Genomic DNA, 26,734 nt, shown 5'->3' on the forward strand with positions numbered 1-26,734 from the left:
AGTAACTACAAGCGATCGCCCTCGCTAGAGTAGAGGTAGCTCAGTTCCCAACCTCTGTCACGCGAGTAACAGCATGACTCGAACTACAGCCTACGACATTTGGCGCGCCGGTCATCAGCCCCTGCGTCCTCTCTTTGCCCCCAAGAGTGTGGCTGTCATCGGTGCCACCGAAAGAGAAGGCAGTGTGGGGCGTACTCTGCTGTGGAATCTCATTCAAACGCCCTTTGGCGGCACGGTGTTTCCCGTCAACCCGCGGCGCAGTTCTGTCTTGGGCATCAAGGCCTATGCCAGTGTGACGGCTATCCCCGAAGCGGTTGATCTCGCAGTCATTGCCACCCCTGCAGCTACAGTGCCAGCGGTGGTTGCCGAGTGTGCAGCAGCGGGTGTGAAAGGCGCCATTATTGTCTCGGCGGGGTTTCGGGAAGTGGGGGCGGCGGGTCTGGCCCTCGAAGAAGAGATTTTAACCATTGCCCGTCAGGGGCGGATGCGCATTATTGGCCCCAATTGTCTGGGGGTCATGTGTCCACCCACGGGTCTGAATGCCACCTTTGCCTCGACCATGGCGCGATCGGGTCATGTGGGGTTTCTCAGTCAAAGTGGTGCCCTGTGCACTTCGATTTTGGACTGGAGCCTGCAGGAGAATGTGGGCTTTAGTGCCTTTGTCTCCATTGGTACGATGCTGGATGTGGGCTGGGGTGACCTCATCTACTACTTGGGTGATGACCCGCAAACTCGCTGCATTGTTATTTACATGGAATCTTTGGGGGATGCGCGATCGTTCCTCTCAGCCGCACGGGAAGTGGCCTATGTGAAGCCGATTATTGTCATCAAAGCCGGACGCACTGCCGCCGCCGCTCAGGCTGCTGCTTCCCATACCGGGGCATTGATGGGATGCGATGCCGTGGTGGATGCAGCGCTGGAACGCTGTGGGGTGCTGCGGGTGGAAACCATTGAAGATTTATTTGACATGGCAGAGGTCTTGGACAAGCAATCGCGCCCCAAAGGCCCCCATCTGACGATTCTCACCAATGCCGGCGGCCCCGCTGTCTTAGCCACTGATGCTCTAATTCGAGCGGGTGGTCAACTCAGTCCCCTCTCTGGGGATACGCTACAGGCACTGAATCAAGTGCTCCCCCCCGCTTGGAGCCACGGCAACCCCGTGGATATTTTGGGGGATGCCACCGCCGATCGCTACCTCAAGGCACTGCAACACTGTGAAACCGATGCCAACAGTGATGGGCTATTGGTGATTCTCACGCCCCAAGCAATGACAGACCCCTTGGCGATCGCCCAAGATCTCGCCACCTATGCTAAAAACCGCCCCAGTGGTGCCAAACCGATTCTGGCCAGTTGGATGGGGGGCACCAGTGTCAAAGGGGGAGAAGCGATTCTCAATCAGGCGGGCATTCCCACCTATGCCTATGCCGATACCGCTGCCCGCATCTTTAGTTATATGTGGCGCTATAGCGATCACCTGCAGGCGCTCTATGAAACGCCGGCCCTGCCCCTCACCACCACACCCCCGGATCGGGATACTGTGGGGCAACTGTTGGTGCAAGTGCGCAGTGAAGGGCGTACCCTGTTAACAGAGTGGGAAGCCAAGGCGGTTCTTGCTGCCTACGGTCTGCCCGTAGTGGAAACCTGTATTGCCCGCAGTGAAGCAGAGGCGGTGGCGGCGGCCGATCGCCTGGGGTACCCGGTGGTGCTCAAGCTCTATTCGCCAACCATTACCCACAAAACCGATGTCGGTGGTGTTGCCCTCAATCTCCCCAATGCTGCTGCGGTGATCACGGCCTACCACCAGATTCAGAAAAATGTGACGAATGCGGCGGGGGCGGATCATTTTGCCGGTGTTACGGTGCAGCCGATGATCCCTTGGAAGGGGTTTGAGCTGATTTTGGGCAGTTCCACCGATGCTCAGTTTGGCCCAGTGATTCTCTTTGGTACGGGCGGCCAGTTGGTGGAAGTCCTCGAAGACACGGCGATCGCCCTCCCGCCCTTGAACACCACCCTAGCGCGGCGCCTGATTCAGCAAACGAAAATTTCCCGTGCCTTTGCCGGCGTGCGGGGCTGGCCAGCCGTCAACCTTGCCCTATTAGAAGATCTCCTGGTGCGCTTTAGCCTGCTGGTGGTGGAACAGCCGTGGATTAAGGAAATTGACATCAACCCCCTCTTGGTGGCGCCCCCCGCTCGCCTGATGGCCTTGGATGCCCGCATTGTGCTCCACAAAGAAGAAAGTGACTTTGTCAAGCCGGCGATTCGCCCCTATCCTAGCCAATACGTGAGTACGTGGCAGTTGCGCGATGGTACTCCAGTGCTGATTCGCCCCATTCGGCCAGAGGATGAACCCCTGATGCGGCAGTACCATGCTACCCTCTCGGAGCAGAGTGTTTATTTGCGCTATTTCCACTTGATGAAGTTATCGCAGCGGGTTGCCCATGAGCGCCTAGTGCGCATCTGTTTTGTGGACTACGATCGCGAGATAGCCCTAGTGGTGGAGCCTCAGGGCGCCAGTGAACCGCAAATTATTGGTGCAGCTCGCCTCAGCAAGGATCACTTTCGCAATACTGCCGAGTTTTCCCTGCTGATTAGTGATCGCTGGCAGCGGCAAGGCTTGGGTACCGAATTGCTGCAGCGTCTCATCCAAATTGGCCGCGACGAGGGGCTGAGTGCCATTCACGCCTATGTGCTCAAGGACAACGAGGGGATGATTCGTATTTGCCGCAAATTGAACTTTGAATTCGCTGCGGGGGATGATCCCAGTGTTTGGTTTGTGCAACTTGCCCTCTAAGGGGGACCAAGGATAGAACCCTAGGATCATTGATGTAGGACAATAGGTTCCGTTGAGTCGATTACAGGCAGCGTGAACAAAGTAACCAAAATTGGGGTGATTGGTGGCGGTCAGTTGGCTTGGATGTTGGGGCTGGCAGCCAAGGAGATGGGACTGTCGCTGTGGGTACAAACGCCTGCGGCAACGGATCCCGCCGTTGCAGTGGCAGCGGGGGTCTGCTATGGGGCGATCGCCGATGTGGCAACGACAGCGCAACTGGCTGAGCAGGTTGACGTGATTACCTTTGAGAATGAGTTTGTGGATCTTGAGGGGTTGCAGCGCCTTGAGCAGCGGGGGGTTTGTTTTTATCCTCGCCTTGCTTCCCTAGCTCCCCTTTTGGACAAGTACCAGCAGCGGCACTTTTTGCAGACACTGGGGATTCCTGTACCCGCCTTTAACTATTTGGGCGATCGCTCCCCCACCTTGCCCTGTGTGATTAAGGCCTGCCGCCACGGCTATGACGGCCAAGGCACATTTGTCATCTCCAATGAGCAGGCATGGCAGCAGTTTCAGCAGCGCTGGCCAGAAATCCCGCCCCAACGGTTTTTGGTGGAAGCCTTTGTGCCCTATATCAAAGAATTGGCCATCATGGCAGCGCGATCGCCCCAAGGGGAGATTGCCCTTTATCCTGTGGTAGAAACGCAGCAGGTGGATGCCATCTGTCGCTGGGTTATTGCTCCTGCCTCGGTTGATCCCCTAGTAACTGAGCAAATTCAGCAGATTGCCCGCCAAATCCTAACAGCCCTTGACGCCGTGGGTATCTTTGGCATTGAGTTTTTCCTCACAGCCAGCGGGGAAATCCTGGTGAATGAAATTGCCCCCCGCACCCACAATTCTGGTCATTACACCATTGATGCCTGTGTCACCAGTCAATTTCAGCAGCACTTGCGCGCCATTAGTGGTCAACCCTTGGGCAGTCCCGCCATGCACGTCCCCGCAGCCGTGATGGTGAATCTCTTAGGCTTAGCCGAACCGCAGGTGGACTATGGGGCAAAATGTGACGCCTTGGTCGCTCTCCCCGGCGCGAACCTGCACTGGTATGGTAAAAGTCAAACCTACCCAGGTCGCAAGTTGGGTCATGTCACGGTGCTGTTGCAACAACCGGCGGCAGCCTTGCCAATGATCCAGCAAATTGAAGCCATCTGGTATGGTACGCCTGTTGCTGTCTGACTGTTTTTCTCCATGCGTCCTCACTCCTTTCCTCAGCCTCTTGATCGCGCTGCTTTGGGTGTGTGCTTTGTGGCTGTTGTCTTCACACTCCTCCTGCTGTGGGGGGGCGATCGCACCCAAGCCCAAGTGCGGGACTTTACATGGCAAAACCGCGATGTGGGAGCCGACGATCGCGCCTTTATCCTCGCCTTTAATCGGCTGATGGATTGGGCATCGGTGGCGGAGCATCTCAAGATTGAGCCACCCCTTGAGGGCAAGGCCAGTTGGTCGGGGCGGCGTTTTGCCTACACGCTAACGCAGCCGATTCCCTACGGGCAAACCTTCAAGGTGTCCCTCAAGGATGCCATTTCAGTGCCCCAAGGAAAACCGATGAAATCCTTTCAGGGACAGTTTCGCAGTCGCGATCGCGTGCTGGTTTACCTTGGCTCTGGAGTCGAAGAGGGGCGGCTAATTCTATATAACCTGACACTGCAACAGAAACTCTTTCTTACGCCCCCTGAACTACGCGTCTTTGACTTTCAGCCCTATCCTGCTGGCGATCGCATCCTCTTTAGTGCTGGGCAGCGGGGCGAGCAGATGGGCTTTGACCCCCAACTGTACACCGTTACTACTGGGTTATACTTCAATGCCCCTGAGACGCCGCGGCGTCAACCCCGACCAGTGGGCGAAATTTCTCTGATCCTTGACAACAGCGAGTACCAAAACCTGCGCTTTCAGTTGGCCAATGATGGCAGCAAACTTGTTGTTCAGCGCGTCAATCGCCTCCAGCCAGCCGACAGTTCCCTTTGGCTCCTCGACGAAAATTTTCAGCCCCGCCGGCTCAACCAAGCGGCTGCCGGTGAGTTCCGCATTGCCCCCGACAACCAGCATTTAATCATTGCCCAAGGGCAGGGGTTAGCGATTGTGCCCCTAGAACCCGGCAATGGCAAGAGTGACTTTGACTTTTTGCCGCAGTATGGCATGGTGCTGGACTTTAGCCGTGATGGGCGACAAGTGGCAGCGGTGAAGTTTAACCCCAACTTCTCGCGATCGCTCTATGTGGTGGACATCTTTGGCGAGCATCGAGAACTGCTAACCATTAATGGCTCAATCATTGCCGGTCAATTTGACCCCAAGGGAGAATTTCTCTATCTCATTCTCAGCCGTATTGAAGGGGAGGGCAGCAGCCGCGAAGTACCCTATCTGGCGCTGTTAAACCTCAAAACCAAAGAACTCACCAGCCTCAAGGACTTTAGCCCCCAAGAAGCCCTCTACCTCAGCTTGGCTCCCGATGGTCGCATGTTAGTAGTTGACGCTGTAGAGGGTCGAGAACTCCCTGAGGGCGTGGACAATAGCGATTTGTATAGCGAGACTGCCCCCGTCAACCCTAGTCCCAGTGCTCTGGCAGAACTGCCCACTGACCCCCAAGTATCACCCCCGCCGCCGCCTCAACTGTCCCCTCAACAGCATCAAATTTGGCTCTTCCCCCTAGAATTAAATCAAGATAAAATTGCTGTTGGGATGCCAGCGCCCTTGGCACCCGGCTTGCAGGCACGGTGGTTACCTTAACAATGGCGGCAACAACTGGTCGGGTTGTCCTCAACCACTCTACTCACATTGAAGGTCTCATTCCCGTCTTGGAAAAGTTGGCCAAGGTGGCAGGGATTAGTACGCTCACGCCCGGTGTCATTGCTCCCGTCAAAGGTAAATCTCCCCATCTACATCTACGCGTTTCGGTGCCCATCAAAGGCGGGTTTAAACTGATTGCGCGGCGCGGCAAAACCGTGCAGGAAGTCTTTGTTGTCACCCAACTGAGTGAAGCCGAGTTGAAAGCAGCCATTGATGCCGTGCTGGCCTCTAAATAAGCCATGCTCAAATCCATTGGCCAAGGCCTTGGGAATGAAACGAGCCGCCTGATTTTGCGACGCTTGGGGGAAGCTCTAATCACATTGCTACTGGCCTCGGCGTTGAGTTTTGCCATTATGCAGCTGGCGCCGGGGAACTATCTCGACAATCTCAAAGCAGATCCACAAATTTCCTTGGAACGCTTGCAGGAATTGGAGCGGCAATTTGGCCTCGATAAGTCCCCCGTGGAGCAATACTTTCGCTGGCTGTGGCAGATTATTCGCTATGGCAACTTTGGGACGAGTTTTGTCTATCAGCGATCGGTGGCATCCCTATTATGGGAGCGAGTACCGGCTACTCTCCTGCTGTCTTTGAGTTCAATTCTCCTCACATGGGGATTAGCCATCCCCTTGGGAATTTGGGCAGCGGTGACCCAAGATCGGTGGAGCGATCGCCTGCTGCGGGTCATTAGTTACATTGGCCAAGGGTTTCCCAGTTTTATTACTGCCCTCTTGCTACTCTTTCTTGCCCAAAGCACCCCCCTGTTTCCCGTCGGCGGCATGACTAGCCTCTTTTACGATGAGCTGCCTTGGTGGGGCAAAGTTCTGGATATTGGCTGGCACCTGATTTTACCGACCCTTGCCCTTACCCTCACCAGTTTTGCGGGTTTACAACGCCTGATGCGGGGAAATTTACTGGATGTGCTGCGCCAAAACTACATTCAAACGGCACGCGCCAAGGGACTCCCGGAATCACGGGTGATTTATGTCCATGCCCTGCGCAATGCGGTGAACCCCCTAATCACCCTTTTGGGCTTTGAATTTGCCAGCCTCCTCAGCGGTGCCTTTATTGCCGAGTTTTTCTTTAACTGGCCGGGTTTGGGGCGGCTGATTTTACAGGCGGTGACTGCCCAAGATATCTATGTTGTGATGGCCAGCTTGATGATGGGGGCAGTGATGCTGATTGTTGGCAATCTGCTGGCGGATTTACTCCTGAAATGGGCTGATCCGCGTATTCAGCATTGATAAAGATATATAGCTTACATAAAAAATAAAATAAAAAAATTTATGGAAACTAAGTCACTGTAACCTTGACAATCTATAAGGGCGCAGGATATCCTTAAGCTATTACCTTGCATATGAGGTAACTTAAATATGAACAAAACTAATGAATCCTTAGATACTAAAGTAGCAAAAGCTGCTTTAGGTACTGTAGCTGGAATTGCAACTACTGTGGTAGGAGAGTCCATTCCAGTGGCGGTTGTAAGTTCTACAGTGCCTGCTTCTGGAATTGCCGGATGGTTAGGCTTCACAACAACTGCCACAACTGTTGTTACTCTGCCGACTGTAGGGGTGTTGGCACTAGCTGCCCTAGTGGGTTACGGTATCTACAAAGGACTTGAAGCAGCTCAAAACAACTAAAGCGTAGAGTCTTCAAGAAAAGATACCAAAAAGACTTGCTAGTTAGTGAGTCAGGGGGAGGCATAATAGCTTTTATCACATAACCTCCCTAGATCAGTTTTTTGTAACAGGGTGGCTACAACAGTAGGCCACCTTAATTTTAGTTTTTATTTTTTTAAGTAATCGAGGTTGCTAGGTTGGCGATCGCGCAAAACCTGTATCAAATTAGCCACGGACTAGAGACCCTGAACTGAAAATTGTTAAGAGTATAGCTATTCCAATCAAGAATGACACGTTATCCAGCACAATCATTGCAAATCACTTCATTAATCGAACTGTTTGACCCTGTATACATCCGCACTCGCTTCAGCACACTAAAATCGTACTCAATGCCATGCAAATCAGGAGACTATTTCGGTAAAAGTAAAATCTGGTGACCCGCCGCTTTGACTACTGCCTGAAAAGAGTTGAGTCGCTTCACTGATTTTGCCGCCTTGCTTGATATAGGAGACAACCCGTTCTCTTCAGTCCAAGCTATAGCTCATAGTTTTGAGTGATATTCATGACTCTTTGGGTATAGCCTATTCCTCTTGAAAATATCTCACTCCCTTTCGAAATATCTATAGGAGCATCTCCACTGCTAAAATGCAATGCTACTCAACTGTTACTGACTTGGCGAGGTTACGGGGTTGATCCACATCTAAACCACGGCGGGCAGCAATGTGATAGGCCAACAGTTGCAGGGGCATTACCGTCAGGATAGGGGAGAGAAGCTCATCCACCTCGGGGACGGGTAAGAGGTTATCAAAGGTGTGCTGGGCTTCGGCTTCGTCAAGGGGGGTGACCCCAATGAGGCGGGCATCGCGGGCACGGGCTTCTTGGGCATTGGAGAGAACCTTCTCAAAGACACTGCCGGGCATGGCGATCGCTACTACTGGTACTTTGGCATCAAGGAGGGCGATCGGACCATGTTTCATTTCCCCCGCCGGATAGCCCTCGGCATGGATATAGCTAATTTCCTTGAGTTTGAGGGCACCTTCGAGGGCAATGGGAAAGTTAATGCCGCGTCCCAAAAAGATAAAGTCTTGGGTTTCAGCGAAGTCATGGGAGAGAGCTTCAATATAGCGTTCTTGGCTTTCTAAGATTTGCTCCATCTGGGCGGGCAATTGGCGCAAGCCGGTCACCAGTTCCGCTAAACGGGAGCGATCGCAAGACTGGCGCTGCCACGCCAATTCTAGGGTAAGCAGGTAAAAGGCCACCAACTGGGCAACAAAGGTTTTTGTGGCGGCCACACCAATTTCAATGCCCGCACGGGTATCAATAATGTGGGGCACCAGATGTCCCAGACTACTTTCTGGACGATTGGTAATTCCCAGCAAACGGGGTTGGAGAGCGCCTTCGAGTCCTTGGCGGCGTTTTAGTTCCATCTCTAGAGCCGCAAGGGTGTCGGCGGTTTCCCCCGACTGGGTGACACCAATGGTCAGGGTATTGGGTAGCAGGGGCGGTGGTGCGTAGCGAAACTCTGAGGCATATTGCACACTGGTGGGAATTTGCGCCACCTGCTCAAGCAGATATTTGCCTACAAGGCCAGCGTGCCAACTGGTGCCACAGGCCACAATTTGAATGTGCTGGAGATTCTCAAGGAGGCTGGGATCTAGGGGCAACTGCACCGGGCTAAAGGGACTGTCCCCATCCCAATCGGCGCGTAAATAGTCCTCGAGGCAGGTGCGCACGACCCCCGGCTGCTCATAGATTTCCTTGAGCATGTAGTGCTTGAAGCCCTGCTTCTCGACCATGACGGGGTTCCAGTTGAGAGTGCGGGGGGTTTTGCGCAGGCGGTGTCCCTCAAAGTCATAGACTTCCACCCCTGTGGGGGTTAGCCGAGCCAGTTCCCCATTTTCAAGGGGTAACACAGCACGGGTATGGGGAATAATCGCTGGGGTATCCGAGGCGCAAAAGAATTCCCCTTGGCCAAAGCCAATGACAAGGGGAGCCTGTTGGCGGGCCACAATTAATTCATCGGGGTAGTCGGCGCAAATAACGGCAATGGCAAACGCCCCTTCCAATTGGTGAACTGCTTGACGCACCGCTTCTAGGAGGCCATCGGCAGTGGGGATCTCAGGTAACGCTTCGGCAATCAGATGGGGAATGACTTCGGTATCGGTCTCGGAGCGGAAAATGTGCCCCCGCGCCTGAAGTTGCTCCCGTAGTTCACGGTAGTTTTCAATGATGCCATTTTGCACCACGGCTAGGCGATCGCGACTGTCGCGATGGGGGTGGGCATTGTGCTCCTCTGGTTTACCATGGGTCGCCCAACGGGTGTGGCCAATACCGACATGGGCAACAATGTCAAGCTGTTCGACTTTTTCGGCTAAATTGCGGAGTTTGCCCTTGGCGCGCACACAAAGGAGTTCGCCCTCACTGAGGGTGGCAATGCCAGCGGAATCATAGCCCCGATATTCCAGCTTTTGCAGCCCCTGCAGCAGGATTTGGGTTGCTTGCTGTGGGCCAATATAGCCGACAATGCCACACATGGAAGAGACCTCGTAATGCTTAATCCTGAAAACCGCAGGAATGCCCTAAGGACGGCGGGCAAACTGTGGGAGTTCCACCTGTGCCCGTTTGAGGGAAAGCCGTGAACAGGAGGCAAAGCGCTCTTTAGTAAATTCAGCTTGCCACGGTTGAATGCCAATGGGTTGAATTGAACGGGGAGGGAAAACTCTTGGCATGGAAATCTCGTCTAAGGACTTTGATTCGGTTCTTGAGGGAACCTGAACTCGGTGAACTGTCCTGTGCCACGACTCCTCAATTTGGCGGCGAGAATTGGCGATCGCTTGCCATTCGTGATCATCCATAGTCCACTCTACTTTCTGCCACTCGCTCATCACCCAACACCCACACCTTAATAAAAGATTAATTAGTCAGATTTTTATGAACTAGATTATCGGATTTTTAACAAAAGGCAAGCTTTGGGCAAAAATTGTTACAGGATGCTAGTCAAACAGCCTGCAACTCCCGTCACCTGCTGTGTTGAGCAAGTACGCCAATCCGCTAGCGTCCATGCGCTTTCAGTACAACTCAAGACACTTCACAAACCGGTACGTGCCTAGGTTTGAAATCCTTTCGTAGAATTCCTCATCCATGCAGTGGGGTCGCTTATTTCCGTATCTTTCACAGGTGAGTGCCGTAGTGCCACAATACCCTAAACGGCCTATCACTGGAGATGCACAGCCATGAAGCTACGGGAACTCCTGACCGCGGCAGCGATTACGCCCAGCCTTGAGCATCCTGCCCTCGATCAAGAGGTGAAGTCCCTGAGTACAAATTCTTGGGAGTGTCAGCGTGGCTCGTTGTTTATTGGTATGCCCGGCACGCGGGTGGACGGGGGCAATTTTTGGCCGAGTGCCCTAGCGGCAGGGGCGATCGCCGCAGTGGTCTCTCCTCAAGCCAAACCCCGTGAAGGGGATGCCTGCGTAATTGTAGTCCCCGATATTGAACGTGCCTGTGGTCGGCTCGCTGCCGCATTTTATGGTTACCCCAGTCAACAGCTCAGTCTCTTGGGAGTTACGGGGACTAATGGCAAAACAACCACCACCCACTTGGTGGAACATCTTCTCAACAGTGTGGGCTATCCAACAGCACTCTTGGGAACGCTCTACAGCCGCTGGCCGGGACACTGTGAGATGGCCAGTCACACCACGCCCTTCGCGGTGGCTCTTCAGGAACAATTGGCGGCAGCAGTTGCAGCGGGCTGTCGGTTTGGGGTAATGGAAGTGAGTTCCCATGCTTTAGCGCAGGATCGGGTGTGGGGCTGTCAGTTTGAAGTGGCGGCCTTTACCAATTTGACCCAAGATCATCTAGACTATCACCGCGATCTGGCGGACTATTTTGCCGCTAAGGCTAAGCTCTTTACTGCTGACTATCTCAAGGGTCGAGCCATTCTCAATGGCGATGATCCCTTTGGCCAGCGCTTGGCGCAACAGCTGCCCCGCGATCGCTACTGGACCTATGGGCTGAGGGAAGAGGCCGATTTTCGAGCGGAGAACCTTAACTATCGTGTCAATGGCGTGACGGGCACGGTTCATACTCCTATCGGTAGTGGCACCCTAGACTCACCCTTGGTGGGACGGTTTAATGTGGCCAATGTGCTAGCAGCGATCGCCATGGGGGCAGCGGTGGGACTGCCCTTAGAATCGATGCTCAAGGCCATTCGTGACTTTGCGGGGGTACCGGGGCGGATGGAGCAGGTGCGCATTAGCCCAGACCAAGAGATTACCGTTCTTGTGGATTATGCCCATACCCCCGATAGCCTTGAGAACTTGTTAAAAGCTGCCCGTCCCTTTATTCCCGGTAAGCTGATCTGTGTCTTTGGCTGTGGGGGCGATCGCGATCGCACCAAACGTCCCCAAATGGGTGCCATTGCCGCCCGCCTTGCGGATCAAGTGGTGGTGACATCTGATAACCCGCGCACTGAGGATCCCCGCCGCATTCTGGATGACATTTTGGCTGGTATCCCACCGCAAACGCCGATGATTGTCGAGGCGGATCGCCGCCAAGCCATTTTCCAGGCAATTCTGAACGCAGCCCCTGGCGATGGCGTGATTATTGCTGGTAAAGGTCATGAGGATTACCAAATTCTCGGCACTGAAAAAGTTCACTTCGACGATCGCGAAGAAGCCCGCACTGCCCTCGAACAGCGACGCAAACAACAACTGAATCAAGGCTAACGTGCCACAATAGGGGATTGTTGTTCCACAGCGAGCAGGTTGTGATTGAGGCAGAGGTTCACCGCCAATTACGGGCATTTTTACGCAGCAGTGGCGATCGCCGCTGGCCTCACCATCTCACCTTGGCGCGGTTGGTTGCCCGTGCCCTGCGCCTGCGGCGGGGGTGCCTACTTCAGGTTAGCCAGCGGGCGGCGTTGCAACATCGCTATGGTCTGAGTTACCTGCTGCCGCTGCTGTTGTATCCTGAGCCGGCCCTGCTCGTCGTCCCCCAAGAGCGACTGACGCGACTGCTGCACCAAGAAATTCCTGAGCTGCTCACCTTTCTTGCGGCAACGAAACCGATTCAGCAGAGCCACTGCCCGCAGCCAGCCTTTGAGGGGTTGCTTGTAATGAGCCTTGAGGACTGGTGTCGCCACGCCAACGCCCATCCCAATGTCGTCACAATCATTGATGGCATTGAAGCCTTGCCGCAAATTGCCCAGCAGCAGATGACCTGTACAATTACCACCAGCGATTGGGAGCATTTGAAACTAGCGATTCCCAGTGCTGTTGATGCCATTCGTCAAGTCTATGCCCAGTTGGCGCAGCACCTCTTTCAGCGACCGCAGAATCCCTATGGCGACTATCTGCTTACCTCCACAGAACGGCAACCGCTCCTTGAACTGCTCCATCAATGGCCCCAAGCCTTGCCTCCCCAATGGTTGCAATTGCGGGATTACCTCAACCGCAGTGACACGGTGATTTGGGGACGGCGCCACCCCACCGTGGGCTACTTCAGCCTCCAAGGACATCCCCTCAGTTTCCGCTCCTATTTTGAGCATCTTTGGTCCCAAGCACCCTTTGTCTTCATCGGTAGTGGACCAGAGACAGACCCCCCTCTAGCCTATGTGCAGCAGGAACTGGGTATTCCGCCCCAAACAACGATCAAATTTGCTGGCGATCGCCACAGTGAAGCGATTACCCTTGCGATCGCCGAAGACTTACCCTTGCCCAACACCCCAGAATTTGCCCCAGCGGTTTTGCGACGCCTCTATGATCTCATTGGCACGATTGGCCATCGGCGGGCAGTAATCCTCGTTAGTGATGTGCCCCTGCGGGAACAGTTAGCCACCCAATTGGCTGCTCTTTACGGTTCACGGGTGCAGGTGGAGACGACGACCCTTGATACGAACACAATTCTAGTGACGGGGGAAGCCTTTTGGCTGCGGCATGGGGTGCAGTTGCCCTGTCCGGCTCTCTTTGTTTTGACGACGTTGCCCTTGCCCTCGCCGGCAAAAGCGGTGGTGAGTGCCCGCATTGAATGGCACAAGCAACAAAAACAGGATTGGTTTCGCCAGTATCTCTTGCCAGAGTGCTTGACCCTGCTGGATTGTGCCCTTGCTCCGGTGCGTCAGGATGACACGCTGGTGGCTATTTTGGATCGGCGGCTCACGGAGCGCAGCTATGGCCGGGAAATTCTCCAGAGTCTCAGTCCCTACAACCGTGTTAGCGATCGCGCCCGATCACCGCGTTGAGTTTGCCACTGCGAAAGCCCTCTAGATCTAACGTGACATAGGTAAAGCCAAGGGACTGAAAGTGGCTCACCAGCTTCTCGAGATCCGTCATCGTCACAAACTCGGCAATTTGCGCTTGGGGCACCTCAATGCGAGCCGTATCGCCATGGCTGCGGACGCGACACAGTTCCCAGCCCTGCTGGCGGAGGTAGTATTCAGCATTGCCCACCCGTTGCAGCTTGGCAAGGGTAATTTCTTCACCGTAGGGAAAGCGCGAACTGAGGCAGGGTTGGGCGGGTTTATTCCACCACGGCAGACCAAGGGATTTGGCAATTTCCCGCACCTCTAGTTTGGTAATCCCCACCTCGGCTAGGGGCGATCGCACCCCCCGTTCTTTGGCCGCAGCAATGCCGGGGCGATAGTCTTGAAGATCATCGGCATTCACGCCATCGAGAATATAGTCATAGCCCCACGCCTGAGCCAGTTCCCGCAGGCGATCGTGGAGTTCACTTTTGCAAAAGTAGCAGCGATTCACGGGGTTGGTGGCGTAGTTGGGGTTGTCCAGTTCATGGGTTTCAATCAGTTCATGGCGAATGCCAATGGCCGCCGCCTGAATACGGGCATCCTCTAAGTCCGCTGGAAATAGCGACGGAGAAACCGCTGTGACCGCCACCGCGCGATCGCCCAAGACATCGTGAGCCACTTTGGCCACAAGGGTACTATCAATGCCGCCAGAGTAGGCAATCAAGGCTTGATCGAGTTCACCAATGAGATCGCGCAAGGCCGCCAGTTTATCCACGCCCATCACCGACCAATCTTCTGAACTTCTGCAGTTTAGGAGTTATTTCAAACATAGCTCCTAATGACTAACATAGCGGCGTGAGCAGGCACGATTTAACCAATTAAGCAATAGGCGGTGCTGAAACCGCTCATCCCCAACAAGTGAAGTCGGCGAGGCTGTTCTCGAACTAACACTTCCTGAGACACCATTGGAAACGATTGCCGTTCCGTCTTAGGCGGCGCCTCAAATTTGGAACAACTTCCACAGCATCCAAGACTTCGCAAAGAAAATTAACGTTTTCTACCAGCTTCAAATCTAACCGATTCGGCAAATTCCTGCTAAGCTCATTTTTTGCTAAAATCGCTTGAAGTTGCTCTGGAAGGGGGTTTGAGTATTTTTTGGAAGGTCCGTAGAAAATAATTTGGCTGCCCTTGTCAGACATCCCTCGTTGGGAGGGATTGCAATCCGCTCAGGGAGAGGTTATGTTAGAAACACTCTTGCTGGCTTTCAAAGAAGCTGATCAAATGGAAAAAATGGAAAAGCTCGGGAGAACCTATGGGAATTTTCAACGGCATTATTGATTTTCTGAGCAATATCAACTTTGAAGTCATCGCCCAACTGACGATGATTGCCATGATTGGCATCGCGGGGCCGATGATTATTTTCCTGTTGGCGGTGCGTCGCGGCAATTTGTAATTCATTCCAAGAACTAGGAAGTCCCCCACGTTTGGGCAAGCCGTGCCAAATCCTTGGCTTGCAGTTGATACCAGCGCTGCAAGCGCGTCAATTCTTCGTACACGCTCAGGGTGGGGGCAAAATTGTCACAGCTATAGCCCAAGTGGCGCAGAATTGCGACCAATGTGCAGGGGGCAATCCAGTAGCTTTGACTCAGGGCTAAAAGGTTCACCTTACTCTCTGCTTTGAGGTCATTTTGAATAGAGAGAATCAGGGTCGGCAGGGGGGCGATTGCGGGGCGTTGGTCCCCCACATAGACAATTTCTGGCTGGGCAATGGCCAATAGCCAACGCAAATGGGTGGACGAAGGTGGCAGTGACCAGAGAATGAGGGTGCGACAGCGATCGCTGGGGCGATCGTAGTGAATAGCTGCTGTGGTTAAGTTCGGGGGCACGTCAGGACGGCCATAGCCATAGAGCAAAACATTGTCGCGCAAGTGCGGCAGGAGCGTCGTTAAGGGGGGTAGGGGCTGCCAACGGGGCAGCGGGTGAGTCGGCAGATCAGGGACGTGCCATGTCAGTGAAGGTTTAACGCCCTTGAGTTCGAGTTCGAGAAAGGTTTCGCCATTCCACGTATGAGCGGTGAGGTGATAGGCAATATCCACGGTGGTAGGCAACGGGAAAAACTCGCCCCAACGCCAAGCCTTAGCGGTCATCTGCTGCCCATTCTGCTCTAGGGTCAGTTTCAAATGTTCCCCCTGCTGACCCATGGGAGCTTGCTCGAGAATCTTGACCCCGCGACTACAGAAAATCGGCTGGGGATTCTCACTGCCAAAGGGTTGCAGTTGCTCGACTTGTTCATAAAAGTCCCACGTCAGTTGCTCAAAGGAGACTTCGGCATCAATTCTGACAAGGGGACGCAGATCCTCTAGTTTGAGACAGGTTTGGGCAAAGGCGCGCAGGCGATCGCGCCATGCAGCGAAGTGCTCTGCCCGTAAGCTGAACCCGCCTGCCGCTTGATGCCCACCGTATTTCAACAGGAGATCTCGAGTGGCTTCGAGGGCTTGAAACACATGAAACTCTGGAATCCCGCGCGCAGAACCGCGAATAGTCGTCTCATCCTCATAGGTGCCAATAAACACTGGTACCCCATAGCGCTCTACAAGGCGCGAGGCGACAATGCCAATCACCCCATAGTGCCAGTTGGGCTGGACAATCACTAACACCCACTCCTGTTGGGGATCAAAGCCGATGTCTTCAAGATGGGCGATCGCCTCTCTCTCAATCTCAGCACAGAGTTCCTGACGACGACGGTTCGTTTCCTCGCAGAGGGTGGCCAGTTCCAAAGCACGCTGCGGATCTTCTGTGGTCAGAAGGTCAATCACCACTTGGGGATCACCCATACGGCCAATGGCATTGATGCGCGGTCCGAGCCGAAACCCCACCGCTGTGGGCTTGAGGGCGGTATTCTGGGCTGGCAAACAACCCGCCATCTGCATCAGCGCTTGCACCCCCACCAAGGGAGACGTGGGAATCGTTTGCAACCCCTGCTTGACCCAGCGGCGATTCACCCCCGTTAAGGGCGCCAAATCCGCAATCGTGCCAAGGGTACACAGTTCCCGCAGTGGCCGCACTAGTTCTCGCCAGTTGCCCAGTCGCTGGGCTAAAGACAGCGCAAGGGTATAGGCCATCCCCACCCCTGCAAGGCTATGGTAAGGGGAGTCTGAGGGCACCAGTTTGGGATTGAGAATGGCATGGGCAGGGGGCAGTTGCGGCGGTACATCATGATGGTCAGTCACAATCACCCTCAGTCCCAGTTCCCTTGCTTTCAAAATTGGGTCAAAGGCCGCAATGCCATTGTCCACCGTGAGAATGAGTTTGACCCCCCGCTCATAGCACTCGTGCACAATCCGCTCATTGATGCCGTAGCCTTCCTGCATCCGCGAGGGAATTTCATAGTCAATGTCGGCTCCCACATGCCGCAAAGCACGCAAGAGAAGAGCAGTGCTGGTCATGCCATCGGCATCGTAATCACCACAAATGGTCATTTTGTCGCCGTGGGCGATCGCCTGTTGCAGCAATTCCACCGCCAGATCAAGGTCGGCAAAGACGGTATTGGGCGGTGGCAGTTCCATTGTTTCAGGCTTGAGAAAGGCTTCTACGGCTTTGGCCGTCCTCAGACCCCGCCGCAGATAAATTTTCGCCAAAGCTGCGTCACACCCCAGCGCCCGTTGCAAGGACTCACATTCCTCTGGGGTGATCTCCGCTAAAAGCCAACGTTGCTGGGGAAGCACACCCATGATGCGGTAGAGGGAGATAGGCACAGGAATACCCCTCATGCTAACTTGAGCAAGACTGAAGTTGACAGTCCCAGAAAGTAGAATGATAATTGTTATCAATTTCTCTGAGGCTGGCTTCCCTTCTTCCTTGGGTTGAGAAGCGTTTTCCGGTCAGTTTTTCGGTGTGAAGTGAGAGGATTGGTCATGCAAAACTCCCTAACAAAAGTCATGGTGGGTGCCCTTGGTGTTCACTTTGCCCTCCTGGTTCCAGCAGCTGTTGCTGAAACTCAGATGCCCGTTAGCGACACGATTGGACAGGTGACCTCTGTCTCGCAGCTTTCCGATGTCCGCCCCACCGATTGGGCCTATCAAGCCCTTGCCTCCTTGGTGGAGAAATACGGCTGTATTGCCGGCTATCCCGATGGCACCTTCCGAGGGAATCGTGCCCTGACACGCTTTGAAATGGCAGCAGCGTTGAACGCTTGCCTCGATGTGGTGAGCGATCGCTTTGCCACCAAGGAAGATTTAGCCACCTTGCAACGACTCTCTGAGGAATTTGCCGCTGAACTGGCGACCCTACGCGGACGGGTGGACAACCTCGAAGCCCGTACTGCTAATCTTGAGGCAACGCAATTTTCAACAACCACAAAGCTCTCTGCAGATGCGGTGATGGCCTTTCAAGTGGGTGGCAATACTCGCCAAGTCGTTGACCCTGTCTCTACGACGACATTCACAGGGGGGAGCTACAATCCCACGGTGATCAGCAAGGTGGAAATTAACCTCAATACCAGTTTTCGCGGTACCGACTTACTGACCACGACCCTTGAAGTGGGCAATAATGGCTTGGATACGTTTGGGGCAACGGGAATTGGTACTCAAGGCTTAATTGCGGGTGGCGCCGTAGATTATGGTGGGGTGGGATTACCTGTAGGATTATCTCGTCTGTTTTACAGTTTCAAGCCCACGGAGGATTTAACGATTGGTGTAGGGCCGCAATTCTATCCCAGTGATATTGTCGATGCCAATAGCTACGCCAACGATTCTTTCACGGATTTTAGTTCCAATTTCTTTATCAACAACCCGCTGATTGTGCCCTACGCTGTCAATGATCCCGGAGGCGCGGGGGTCAGTATTGAGTGGAATCCGCGGGGAGGGTTCTTCACGCTGCGCGGTGTTTATGTAGCTGCTCAAGCAAGCGCACCAAGTGGTGTCCCTACAGGAGGGGGGCTTTTTGGCGATCCCTATCAGGGAACTGTGGAACTGGAGTTTGCTCGCGCCTTTGGTGCCAATGAACGGAATAACTTTGCCGTTCGCTTGCAATACACGAATTCATCTTCACTAAACATCTCCCAGAACGTCGGTGGTGTGAATGTGGAACTCACCCTCGGTAAGTTTGGCCTCTTTGGTCGCTATGCCTACTCCGATATGAAACTCTATGGTGATGGAGCAACTATTGATGGCTTAGGGCCTTTTGCTGTGTCTCCGGGGGTCTTTCCCCGCGGTGGCCGAGTGAATACCACGGCGCAAACTTGGATGGCGGGTTTGGCTTATCGGGATTTGCTCACGGAAGGATCGCTATTGGCGGCGGCGGTGGGTCAGCCCTTTATTAACTCGTTGGCCTCAGCAGCGGGGATCAATGATTCCACCCAAACCAACTATGAACTCTTTTTCCGCTATCCCCTCAGCGACAACATCTCGATTACGCCCGTGTTTATGGCAATTACTAATGCCAACAATAGCTCCACCAATAGCCCCATTTTGCAAGGGCTGATCCGTACCACCTTTAGCTTCTAAAGCTACTCTACGGCGGTTTTGACAGTTTTAGTAGCCTCCCTTCGCGCTTTGGAAAAAGGGCGGTAGGATAAAAAAATGCACAACTACGGAAAGTTTCAAGTCTATGCTGCATCCGCGTTTGGCTGCTGCCTTTGAGCAGCGTTCTGTTCTTAAGATTATTAGTGGCCTCAACAATTTTGATCGCGATCGCGTGCGGGCGGTGGTCACTGCTGCCGATCAAGGGGGCGCTACCTTGGTGGATATTGCCGCTGATCCTCAACTGGTGCGCCTTGCCAAGAAACTCACCTCCCTGCCAGTGTGTGTCTCAGCGGTAGAACCCCTGAAACTGCTGCGGGCAGTAAATGCCGGTGCCGATCTCGTTGAAATTGGTAACTACGACAGCTTCTATGCCCAAGGGCGGGTGTTTAGTGCCGAGGAGGTGCTGAGCCTGACTCAGCAAACCCGCGAGTTACTGCCTGAGATAATGCTGTCGGTTACTGTTCCCCACACGCTGCCCTTAGATCAACAGGTTGGCCTTGCGGAAGCTCTGGTGGCCGCCGGTGCCGATGTGATTCAAACCGAAGGGGGGACGAGTAGCCAACCCCGTCACGGGGGTACCTTGGGTCTCATTGAAAAAGCAGCGCCCACATTGGCGGCTGCCTATGAAATTTCCCGTGCCGTGGCGGTGCCAGTGCTCTGTGCCTCCGGTCTTTCGACGGTGACGATTCCGCTGGCGATCGCCGCTGGGGCTGCGGGTGTGGGCGTCGGCTCTGCTGTCAACCAACTCAATAGTGAAGTGGCCATGGTGGCCAGTGTGCGTGCCCTCGCCGAAGCGGTTAAAGGTGCCATTGCCGTCCACCGCTAAATCTGGGGTGAAGCTCTCCCGATTGGCTGTGGCCTGTGCCAACCGTCTCCTTGAGAGTCATAGCGATCGGGAGCGTTTTTTAGAGGCTCTCACGACTCCCCCGCCCTACCCTGCGACGGTGCTTTGGTGTCAGGAACCCGCCTCGCCACTGCCCTTTGAACCATTGCCGCCGCTTCCTTGGCAGCCTCCTTGGGTAAGCCGCTTTGCTGCGGGTAGTCGTACCGGTCAACACCCCCTCCATGAGGCGGGTGCCTACTATTGCTTGGATAGCTCCTCGGTGTTTGCCGCCGTTCCGCTGCTGACGCTGCCCCCAGAGCCGTCCTTAGTAATTGATGTGTGTGCGGCACCCGGCGGCAAGAGCCTCTTTGCGTGGCGATCGCTCCAACCCCGTTACCTTGTGTGCAATGAAACCATTGGCAAACGGGTGGGGATGCTCATTGGCAATCTCAAACGCTGTCGCGTTTATCCCGTGGGCGTCACCGCTTGGGATAGTGAAGTGCTGGCTGCTGAGTTCCAAGGCACTGCTGATGTGGTAATTGTGGATGCTCCTTGCTCTGGCCAATCCCTGCTGGCCAAGGGACAAAAAGCCGAAGGGTGCTTCCATCCCCTGACCATTCGCCACAACCAAGGGCGACAAAAACGTATTCTAGCGGCGGCAACCGCCCTTGTGCGGCCGGGAGGATGGCTGCTCTATAGCACCTGCACCTTTAGTCGCGAGGAAAATGAGGACGTGGCTACTTGGCTAATGGCAAAATTTCCGCAGTGGGTGCCTCAAGCTGTGCCAGTGCTAGCGGCCTATCAGTCGCATCTGGCGACGTTTCCCTGCTATCGGCTCTGGCCGCACCAAGGGGAAGGGGCGGGTGCTTTTACAATTCTCTGGCAGCATCAAGGCAAGGGCGAAGCTAGCCCCCTGCCAGATTTGGGCGATCGCTGGCGCTGGCAGTCCACTTCCCAACCGGCATAGGTTATCGCAGTGAGGGCGTCCTGTTCTAGCCACTGGCCAAAAATGCGACTAGTGGCGATCGCCTCCTGTCCCATCAAGGTGGCTCCCAGAAGCTGTCCTTGGCGATTGACCAGCAGTTGTCCCAAACTCTGCCCCTCAGGAGTAAAGTGTTGAATCTCCCACAGTTGCATCGGTTCCCGCAGATAACGCTGGGCTTGCCGCGCATTCCAACCGACGCGAGCGATGGGGATAGGTAGGGCAATCCACCACGGTTGATGGTAGTAATCAAGATGCATGGGTTTGCGCTGCAAAACCTGGCGGGCAATTGTGAAGGCCTCAAAGTGCGTTAGGGAGGGCAAATGGTATCCCCGCTGCCAACCGCCACAGGCATAGACTTGGGGATGACTGGTGCGCCCTTGGCGATCGAGCCGCAACCATCCTTGGCTATCCCGCTGCAGGGGGTGTAGGTTCAAAGGAGTGGGTTCGGGCGCTTTGCGCCTTCCCATTAAAGGAACCCTCAGACCTAGACCACTCAGGGCAGCATGCAGGCGATCGTTGAACCACGCATCTTCTGTTGTCACAAGCGGCAGCCCTTGCCCCTCCGCCTCAGGAGCCTTGCCAGACCAGTGCTGCCAACAAGCCAGCTCAATCCTGCTGAGGGTGTCCATGTCGTGGGTGTCCATCGCCACAGGCGCATCAAGGAGTAAATAGCCTCGTGCATAGAGGCGATCGCCCCCCACCTGAAAATGACAGCGGGGCTGCCAGACAAATTCCCCCGTCCCGGTAATCACATCGACCCCCACGAGTTCCAAAACCCGCGGAGCATAGCGTCGCTGCCCATGGCTGAGGTGGGTCTGAAAGTGCTGCCACTGCTGAGTATCCAACCTTTGGGGGGGAAACTGCGACAGCCACCAGCGTTGCCACTGCCATTGCCACTGCCCATCAGCGGCTGGGATCACCAAACCAATCCGCCCCAAGGGGGCACACCGATAAGCAATGTCCAATGCCAAGGGACTGGCCGCCACAATCAGCAAATCATACTCAAAGCGCATAGAAACTAAGATAGAAACGACGACACTGGCAGCCCCTATGAAGCCCATCCGCACGTTTAACATTCGTCCTCACTTGCTGCAACGTTTAGAACCGCTGCGGGAACTGGCCTACAACCTCTACTGGACGTGGAACACGGAGGCGATCGCCCTGTTTCGCCGCCTCGACCCAGAACTGTGGGAGCAAACAAACCACAACCCCATCGCCCTCTTGGGACGCATTCGCCAAGATCCTCTCTTGGATGCGGCTGCCGACAACGGCTTTTTGGCACAGATGGAGCAGAGCCAATTTCAAGAATATGCCCAGCCTGTGCAGACGTGGTACCAGCGCGCACCGATGCGCCTCTTGGTGAGTGTATTGCCTATTTTTCCCTTGAATTTGGCCTCACGGAGTGCCTGCCCATCTATTCCAGCGGCTTGGGGGTCTTGGCCGGGGATCATCTCAAATCTGCCAGTGACTTGGGACTGCCCTTGGTGGGGGTGGGGCTGCTCTATCAAAAAGGCTATTTTTCGCAGTACCTCAGTGCCGATGGCTGGCAGCAGGAGCGCTATCCCAGCAATGATTTTTATACCTTGTCCCTGAAGCTGATCACGACTCCCCAAGGTGAAGAACTCCGCATTTGCGTAGATTACCCCAATCGGGACGTGCAAGCACGGATCTGGCAAGCGCAAGTGGGTCGGGTTCCCCTCTATCTGTTGGATACGAATTTGCCGGAAAACAGTGCCTACGATCAGCAGATCACCGATTACCTCTACGGCGGCGATATGGATATGCGCATCCATCAGGAGATGTTGCTGGGCATTGGGGGAGTACGCCTGCTCCGCAGTTTGGGGTTGTGGCCAACGGTCTATCACATGAATGAGGGGCACTCGGCCTTTTTGTCCCTGGAGCGGATTCGTCAACTGATTGGCGAAGACCATCTCACCTATGATGAGGCTTTGCAGGTGGTGCAGGCTAGCCAACTCTTTACCACCCATACGCCAGTGCCTGCAGGAATTGATCTGTTTCCTGCCGATAAGGTGACCTACTATGTCGGCCACTATGCGGAGGCGTTTAACCTTTCGCAGCAGGAGTTTCTCTCCTTGGGCCGCGTGAATCTAGGAGCTTTTCAAGAACCCTTTGGTTTGGGAGGCACGCTTTTTCGACCCGGAGAACAGGTGCTCAGTGACTCAATTCCTCGCGCCGATCAAGCCTTGTATCAGGCGAAACATGGGGGGCGCGATCGCTGGGTCTGGGCATGAAAGCTGAGAAACGATTTGTTACAGTAGCGGTGTCTAAAGGATGACTTTTACGGTAATTGACTTGCCATGAACTCCCCACGCTTTAGTTTTAGCGGCTTGGCGGTGACCCGCCACATTGGTACCTTGGTGCTGACCCTCACGGTCATTGTGTTGGCGGTTTTTATCCTTTTGCGGCTGCAAGTGGATCTGCTGCCGGGGATTACCTACCCCCGCATTGGGGTACGGCTGGATATTCCGGGGGTGGTGCCTAGTGTGGCTGTCGAGGAGGTGACCAAGCCCCTTGAGGAAGCCCTGAGTCGCACGGAGGGAGTGGTGCAGGTCTATTCCCAAACCCGTGAAGGTCAAGTCAGTATTGATTTATTTTTTGAACCTGGTGGCGATGTTGATCAGGCCTTAAATGAGGCCACTGCTGCTTTTAACCGTGCCCGCAGCACCTTGCCCGATATGATTGAGTCGCCGCGTCTCTTTAAGTTTGACCCGTCGCAATTGCCCGTCTATGAGTTTGCCCTGACCTCAGAAACCCTGAGTGGCCGCGAGTTACGGGTCTTTGCTGATGAAGATTTAGATCGCGAACTCAGTATTGTCCCCGGTGTGGCAGGGGTGGATGTCTCTGGGGGGACGACCGAAGAAGTACGAATTCTGGTGGATTTGCACCGATTGCAGGCCACAGGGGTGGGCTTGAACCAAGTTTTAACGGCCCTCAGCGATCGCAACCAAGATGTCTCTGGGGGTCGCATCCGTGGCCAAACGGCAGAACCCTTAACCCGTACGGTGGGGCGGTTTTGTAATGCCAGGGAAATTGAGGAGGTGGTGCTGACGGGCACCAATGGTCAGCGGGTCTATCTGCGGGATGTGGCACAAGTCGTAGATGGCAGTGCCGAGCAGCGAGTCTTTGTGACGCTCAATGGCCAACCCGCTGTCAAAGTGAGCATTCTCAAGCAGCCGGAAGCCAATACGGTGGAAGTGGCTGATGGGATCAAGCGCCGTTTAGCCGAGCTACAGGCCGCCAATCTCGTGCCCCGCGATGCGCAGATCATTCCTGTCCTTGATGAGTCGGTTTATATCCGCAACTCCCTGAACAATGTGATCACTGCCGGACTGACGGGAACCCTGTTGGCAGCGATCGCGGTGCTGCTATTTCTCGGCTCGGTGCGGCAAACCCTGATTATTTTGCTGGCCATTCCCCTGTCAACAATGGCAGCGATGTTGCTGATGGGGCTATTTAACTTCTCCCTCAATGTGTTTAGCTTGGGTGGACTGGCTCTAGGGGTTGGTATTGTCGTAGATAACGCCATTGTTATGTTAGAAACCCTAGCGGACATTGACCCGCACCACATGAGCCAAGAACAGTACCTTGAGGAGGTGAAACGGCGCAGCCAAGGGATTGAATCGGCGCTTTTGGCCTCTACCCTGACTAACCTTGTGGCTATTTTGCCCTTTTTGTTGTTGGGGGGCTTGATTGCTCGGCTCTTTAATGAGTTGATTCTAACAATTAGTTTTGCTGTTGCCGCATCGCTGCTGGTGGCACTGACGGTCGTGCCGGCGTTGGCTTCACGCTTATTGGGAGTACGGGTGCAAAATCGCCTACGGCAGTTGGCTTTTATGCGTGTCTTTAACGAAAGGTTTCTCTGGCTCACTGGGCGCTATGAATGGGCTTTAGGGCAGGTGCTACGGGCACGTTGGCTGGTGGTGGGGCTGGCGATCGCCCTCCTTGGCGGCAGCAGTTGGCTTTTGGCTCAGCAAATTCCCCAAGAATTGCTACCGCGCATTAATACTGGTCAAGTTAACCTAACGGCCATTTTTCCACCGGCAACCCCGCTACCCACCAGTCGCCGTGTCATGGAGGCTGTAGATCAAGTGCTGATGGCACAACCGGGCACGGAGGCGGTCTTTACCACCACTGGCGGTGCTCTCTTTGGCACGAATACCATTGCTAACCCCCTACGCGCCAGTAGCAACATCATTCTGCAGCGGGGGGTTAATGTGGATCGCTATATTACAGAAGCAACAAAAGCCCTTGATCGACTCAACCTTGTGGGAGTGCGACTGCGCCTGAGTCCCGGCCAAGTACGGGGAATTATTCTCACCAACTCCCCTGTGCGCGGCGCCGATATTGATGTCATATTGCGGGGCAGTGATGAGCAGACCCTCAACCGCTTTGGTCGCCAAGTGCTGCAAGTCCTTGATGAAAAGGCCACCTTGGTGCGCTTTCGTCCCGATGCGGATCCCCGCCAGCCAGAGATTCAAATTCTGCCAGATTGGGAGCGCGTGAGTGAACTGGGGCTGAATCCCCTCAACCTTGGCCAGACGATTCAAACCGCCCTGGAGGGGTTTGTGCCCACCCGCCTGCAACGGGGCGATCGCCTAGTGGATATTCGTGTCCAACTGGACAGTGAAAGCATTCAAACGCCCACTGACCTAACAACGATTCCCCTTTTTACCGCCAATAACCGTCCTCTCCGCCTTGGGGATGTCGCTCGCATCGAACCCAGTCAATCCCCTGGCGAAATCCGCCGCATTAACCAGCAGCAGGTCTTTATGCTAGCGGGCAATCTTGTTGAAGGTGCCAGTCTCAGTGCTGCCCTAGCCCAAGTGAATGACATTCTCAACGATCTGGAGTTTCCACCCGGAGTGTCCCTGATGCCGAGTACAGCGGCTCAAGCCAATCAGCAATTGCAGCAAGCTCTAGTGGTCTTGGGCAGTTTGGCAGCCTTTCTTGTGTTTGTGGTCATGGCGGTACAGTACAATTCGCTGCTTGACCCCCTCGTGATCATGTTTACCATTCCTTTGGCCTTGGCGGGCGGCATTTGGGGCTTGTACCTGACACAGACAGCGATTGGCGCCACAGTGATTGTCGGTGCCATTTTGCTCGTGGGGATTGTCGTCAACAATGCCATCATCATGGTGGAACTTGCCAACGAGATTTACCGACAGGAGGGCTGTAGTCGTAGCCAAGCCATTCGCAAAGCTGCCCCTGCCCGTCTGCGCCCGATTATGATGACCACGATTACAACGGTGGTGGGCATGTTTCCCTTGGCATTGGGGTTAGGGGAAGGCTCAGAATTTTTGCAGCCCCTTGGCATCGTTGTGTTTTCTGGTTTGGCAGTGGCAACACTGCTCACCCTCTTTCTCATTCCCTGTTTCTATGTGATTCTCCATGGCTTTGAGCGTGCTACCCCCCGCAGTGTTCCTGACCCATTGCCTGTGCCAACTCTACCCCCCGCGAGTCCCTCCCCAGAGGAACGTCAAGAACGCTAAGCTATAGGCCAAGAACTGTTTAGATGGGTAGTGATGTTGTTACCCAATGTCCTGGCGATGACTGCTGCTGACCCGATTGTTGTTGGCCAAGATACCCCAATTGAGCGTGTCTTGCCGCAATCAACCGCTCCTCAGCGACTTTTCCGCATTTCCACGTAACGGCAGAAATCCACTATCGGCACTCCGCCCTGAACGGGTGGAATGTATCGCAACTGCGTTGTTGTACGCCGATGATTTGCAGTAGGCGAAGTCTTTTTCCAAAATCAATCCATGACAATGTCGCCCTGATACTGTCGCCGTTGGTGCTGCGGTGCATGGCTATCAAGGGGATCTCGATGCCCTTGTGCAATCTTCTTTGGAGTAAGTGGATCTGTGGCAGACTTTGCAGCATCATTTAGGCGAGCGTGCACTACACCTCTCCTTGTC

Annotated in this window: 19 protein-coding genes and 1 pseudogene; 15 read left to right on the forward strand and 5 right to left on the reverse strand. The window is 54.6% G+C overall.

Annotated elements, in window-relative coordinates:
- Nucleotides 1-73: 73 nt before the first annotated feature.
- The 6 genes from ACK4HN_RS06435 to ACK4HN_RS06460 all read left to right on the forward strand — a co-directional run bounded on the left by ACK4HN_RS06435 (nt 74) and on the right by ACK4HN_RS06460 (nt 7,245).
- Nucleotides 74-2,791: a GNAT family N-acetyltransferase gene (locus tag ACK4HN_RS06435; protein ID WP_409868923.1), complete on the forward strand. Its 2,718-nt coding sequence runs from the start codon at nt 74-76 to the stop codon at nt 2,789-2,791.
- Nucleotides 2,792-2,863: 72 nt separating this feature from the next.
- Entirely contained in the window at nt 2,864-4,000 is a 1,137-nt protein-coding gene (locus tag ACK4HN_RS06440) for a 5-(carboxyamino)imidazole ribonucleotide synthase (RefSeq protein WP_409868922.1), read from the forward strand.
- 69 nt (nt 4,001-4,069) lie between these two features.
- A complete protein-coding gene (locus ACK4HN_RS06445; protein ID WP_409868921.1) occupies nt 4,070-5,548 on the forward strand; it encodes a hypothetical protein in 1,479 nt (492 codons plus the stop codon).
- Nucleotides 5,549-5,550: 2 nt separating this feature from the next.
- A complete protein-coding gene (locus tag ACK4HN_RS06450; protein WP_409868969.1) occupies nt 5,551-5,844 on the forward strand; it encodes a DUF2103 domain-containing protein in 294 nt (97 codons plus the stop codon).
- A 3-nt stretch (nt 5,845-5,847) separates the two neighbouring features.
- A complete protein-coding gene (locus tag ACK4HN_RS06455; protein ID WP_409877366.1) occupies nt 5,848-6,849 on the forward strand; it encodes an ABC transporter permease in 1,002 nt (333 codons plus the stop codon).
- 129 nt (nt 6,850-6,978) lie between these two features.
- Nucleotides 6,979-7,245 carry a hypothetical protein gene (locus ACK4HN_RS06460; RefSeq protein WP_409877367.1) on the forward strand — a complete coding sequence of 89 codons (267 nt, stop codon included), beginning with the start codon at nt 6,979-6,981 and terminating at the stop codon, nt 7,243-7,245.
- A 632-nt stretch (nt 7,246-7,877) separates the two neighbouring features.
- On the opposite strand, the gene glmS is transcribed toward ACK4HN_RS06460, so the two are convergent.
- Both glmS and ACK4HN_RS06470 read right to left on the reverse strand, forming a co-directional pair.
- Entirely contained in the window at nt 7,878-9,758 is a 1,881-nt protein-coding gene (glmS, locus tag ACK4HN_RS06465; RefSeq protein WP_409877368.1) for a glutamine--fructose-6-phosphate transaminase (isomerizing), read from the reverse strand.
- A 45-nt stretch (nt 9,759-9,803) separates the two neighbouring features.
- Nucleotides 9,804-10,079 (reverse strand): hypothetical protein, encoded by a 276-nt coding sequence (locus ACK4HN_RS06470; protein ID WP_409869703.1) that lies wholly within the window; start codon nt 10,077-10,079, stop codon nt 9,804-9,806.
- A gap of 378 nt (nt 10,080-10,457) precedes the next feature.
- Between ACK4HN_RS06470 and ACK4HN_RS06475 the strand changes: the two genes are divergently transcribed.
- Together ACK4HN_RS06475 and ACK4HN_RS06480 are read left to right on the forward strand one after the other, a co-directional pair.
- Complete coding sequence (locus ACK4HN_RS06475) at nt 10,458-11,951, forward strand: UDP-N-acetylmuramoyl-L-alanyl-D-glutamate--2,6-diaminopimelate ligase (RefSeq protein ID WP_409869701.1); 1,494 nt, start codon at nt 10,458-10,460, stop codon at nt 11,949-11,951.
- Nucleotides 11,952-11,992: 41 nt separating this feature from the next.
- The gene (locus tag ACK4HN_RS06480) at nt 11,993-13,465 is read left to right on the forward strand and encodes a helicase C-terminal domain-containing protein (RefSeq protein ID WP_409869699.1); all 1,473 of its coding nucleotides are present in this window, start codon (nt 11,993-11,995) and stop codon (nt 13,463-13,465) included.
- Here ACK4HN_RS06480 and larE read toward each other — a convergent pair.
- Nucleotides 13,437-14,249, reverse strand: a complete 813-nt coding sequence (larE, locus tag ACK4HN_RS06485) for an ATP-dependent sacrificial sulfur transferase LarE (RefSeq protein ID WP_409869697.1) — start codon at nt 14,247-14,249, stop codon at nt 13,437-13,439. The two genes, ACK4HN_RS06480 and larE, sit on opposite strands and share 29 nt — an antisense overlap.
- A 531-nt stretch (nt 14,250-14,780) precedes the next feature.
- Here larE and psb30 point away from each other — a divergent pair.
- Nucleotides 14,781-14,921 carry a photosystem II reaction center protein Ycf12/Psb30 gene (gene psb30, locus ACK4HN_RS06490; protein WP_181495950.1) on the forward strand — a complete coding sequence of 47 codons (141 nt, stop codon included), beginning with the start codon at nt 14,781-14,783 and terminating at the stop codon, nt 14,919-14,921.
- A gap of 13 nt (nt 14,922-14,934) precedes the next feature.
- On the opposite strand, the gene recJ is transcribed toward psb30, so the two are convergent.
- Nucleotides 14,935-17,223, reverse strand: a complete 2,289-nt coding sequence (recJ, locus tag ACK4HN_RS06495) for a single-stranded-DNA-specific exonuclease RecJ (protein ID WP_409869695.1) — start codon at nt 17,221-17,223, stop codon at nt 14,935-14,937.
- Between the two features lie 159 nt (nt 17,224-17,382).
- Between recJ and ACK4HN_RS06500 the strand changes: the two genes are divergently transcribed.
- From ACK4HN_RS06500 to ACK4HN_RS06510, 3 genes are all read left to right on the forward strand, one after another.
- Nucleotides 17,383-18,972, forward strand: coding sequence for an iron uptake porin (locus ACK4HN_RS06500; protein ID WP_409877369.1), 1,590 nt, complete (start codon nt 17,383-17,385; stop codon nt 18,970-18,972).
- A gap of 103 nt (nt 18,973-19,075) precedes the next feature.
- Entirely contained in the window at nt 19,076-19,816 is a 741-nt protein-coding gene (locus ACK4HN_RS06505) for a DUF561 domain-containing protein (protein WP_409853854.1), read from the forward strand.
- Nucleotides 19,794-20,780 (forward strand): RsmB/NOP family class I SAM-dependent RNA methyltransferase, encoded by a 987-nt coding sequence (locus tag ACK4HN_RS06510; protein WP_409869691.1) that lies wholly within the window; start codon nt 19,794-19,796, stop codon nt 20,778-20,780. Before ACK4HN_RS06505 ends, ACK4HN_RS06510 begins: the two co-directional genes overlap by 23 nt.
- On the opposite strand, the gene ACK4HN_RS06515 is transcribed toward ACK4HN_RS06510, so the two are convergent.
- Entirely contained in the window at nt 20,702-21,874 is a 1,173-nt protein-coding gene (locus ACK4HN_RS06515) for a hypothetical protein (protein WP_409869690.1), read from the reverse strand. The genes ACK4HN_RS06510 and ACK4HN_RS06515 overlap by 79 nt on opposite strands.
- Between ACK4HN_RS06515 and glgP the strand changes: the two are divergent.
- The 3 genes and pseudogenes from glgP to ACK4HN_RS06530 form a co-directional block, all read left to right on the forward strand.
- Nucleotides 21,849-22,936 (forward strand): annotated as a pseudogene (glgP, locus tag ACK4HN_RS06520) (alpha-glucan family phosphorylase); the annotation flags it as partial. The gene ACK4HN_RS06515 and the pseudogene glgP sit on opposite strands and share 26 nt — an antisense overlap.
- 180 nt (nt 22,937-23,116) lie before the next feature.
- Complete coding sequence (locus ACK4HN_RS06525) at nt 23,117-26,308, forward strand: efflux RND transporter permease subunit (protein WP_409877370.1); 3,192 nt, start codon at nt 23,117-23,119, stop codon at nt 26,306-26,308.
- A gap of 33 nt (nt 26,309-26,341) precedes the next feature.
- Nucleotides 26,342-26,467, forward strand: a complete 126-nt coding sequence (locus ACK4HN_RS06530) for a hypothetical protein (protein ID WP_409869686.1) — start codon at nt 26,342-26,344, stop codon at nt 26,465-26,467.
- Nucleotides 26,468-26,734: the final 267 nt, after the last annotated feature.

Origin of the sequence: Thermosynechococcus sp. (assembly GCF_046299655.1) — a bacterium.
In the GTDB taxonomy this organism is placed as follows: Bacteria; Cyanobacteriota; Cyanobacteriia; order Thermosynechococcales; family Thermosynechococcaceae; genus Thermosynechococcus.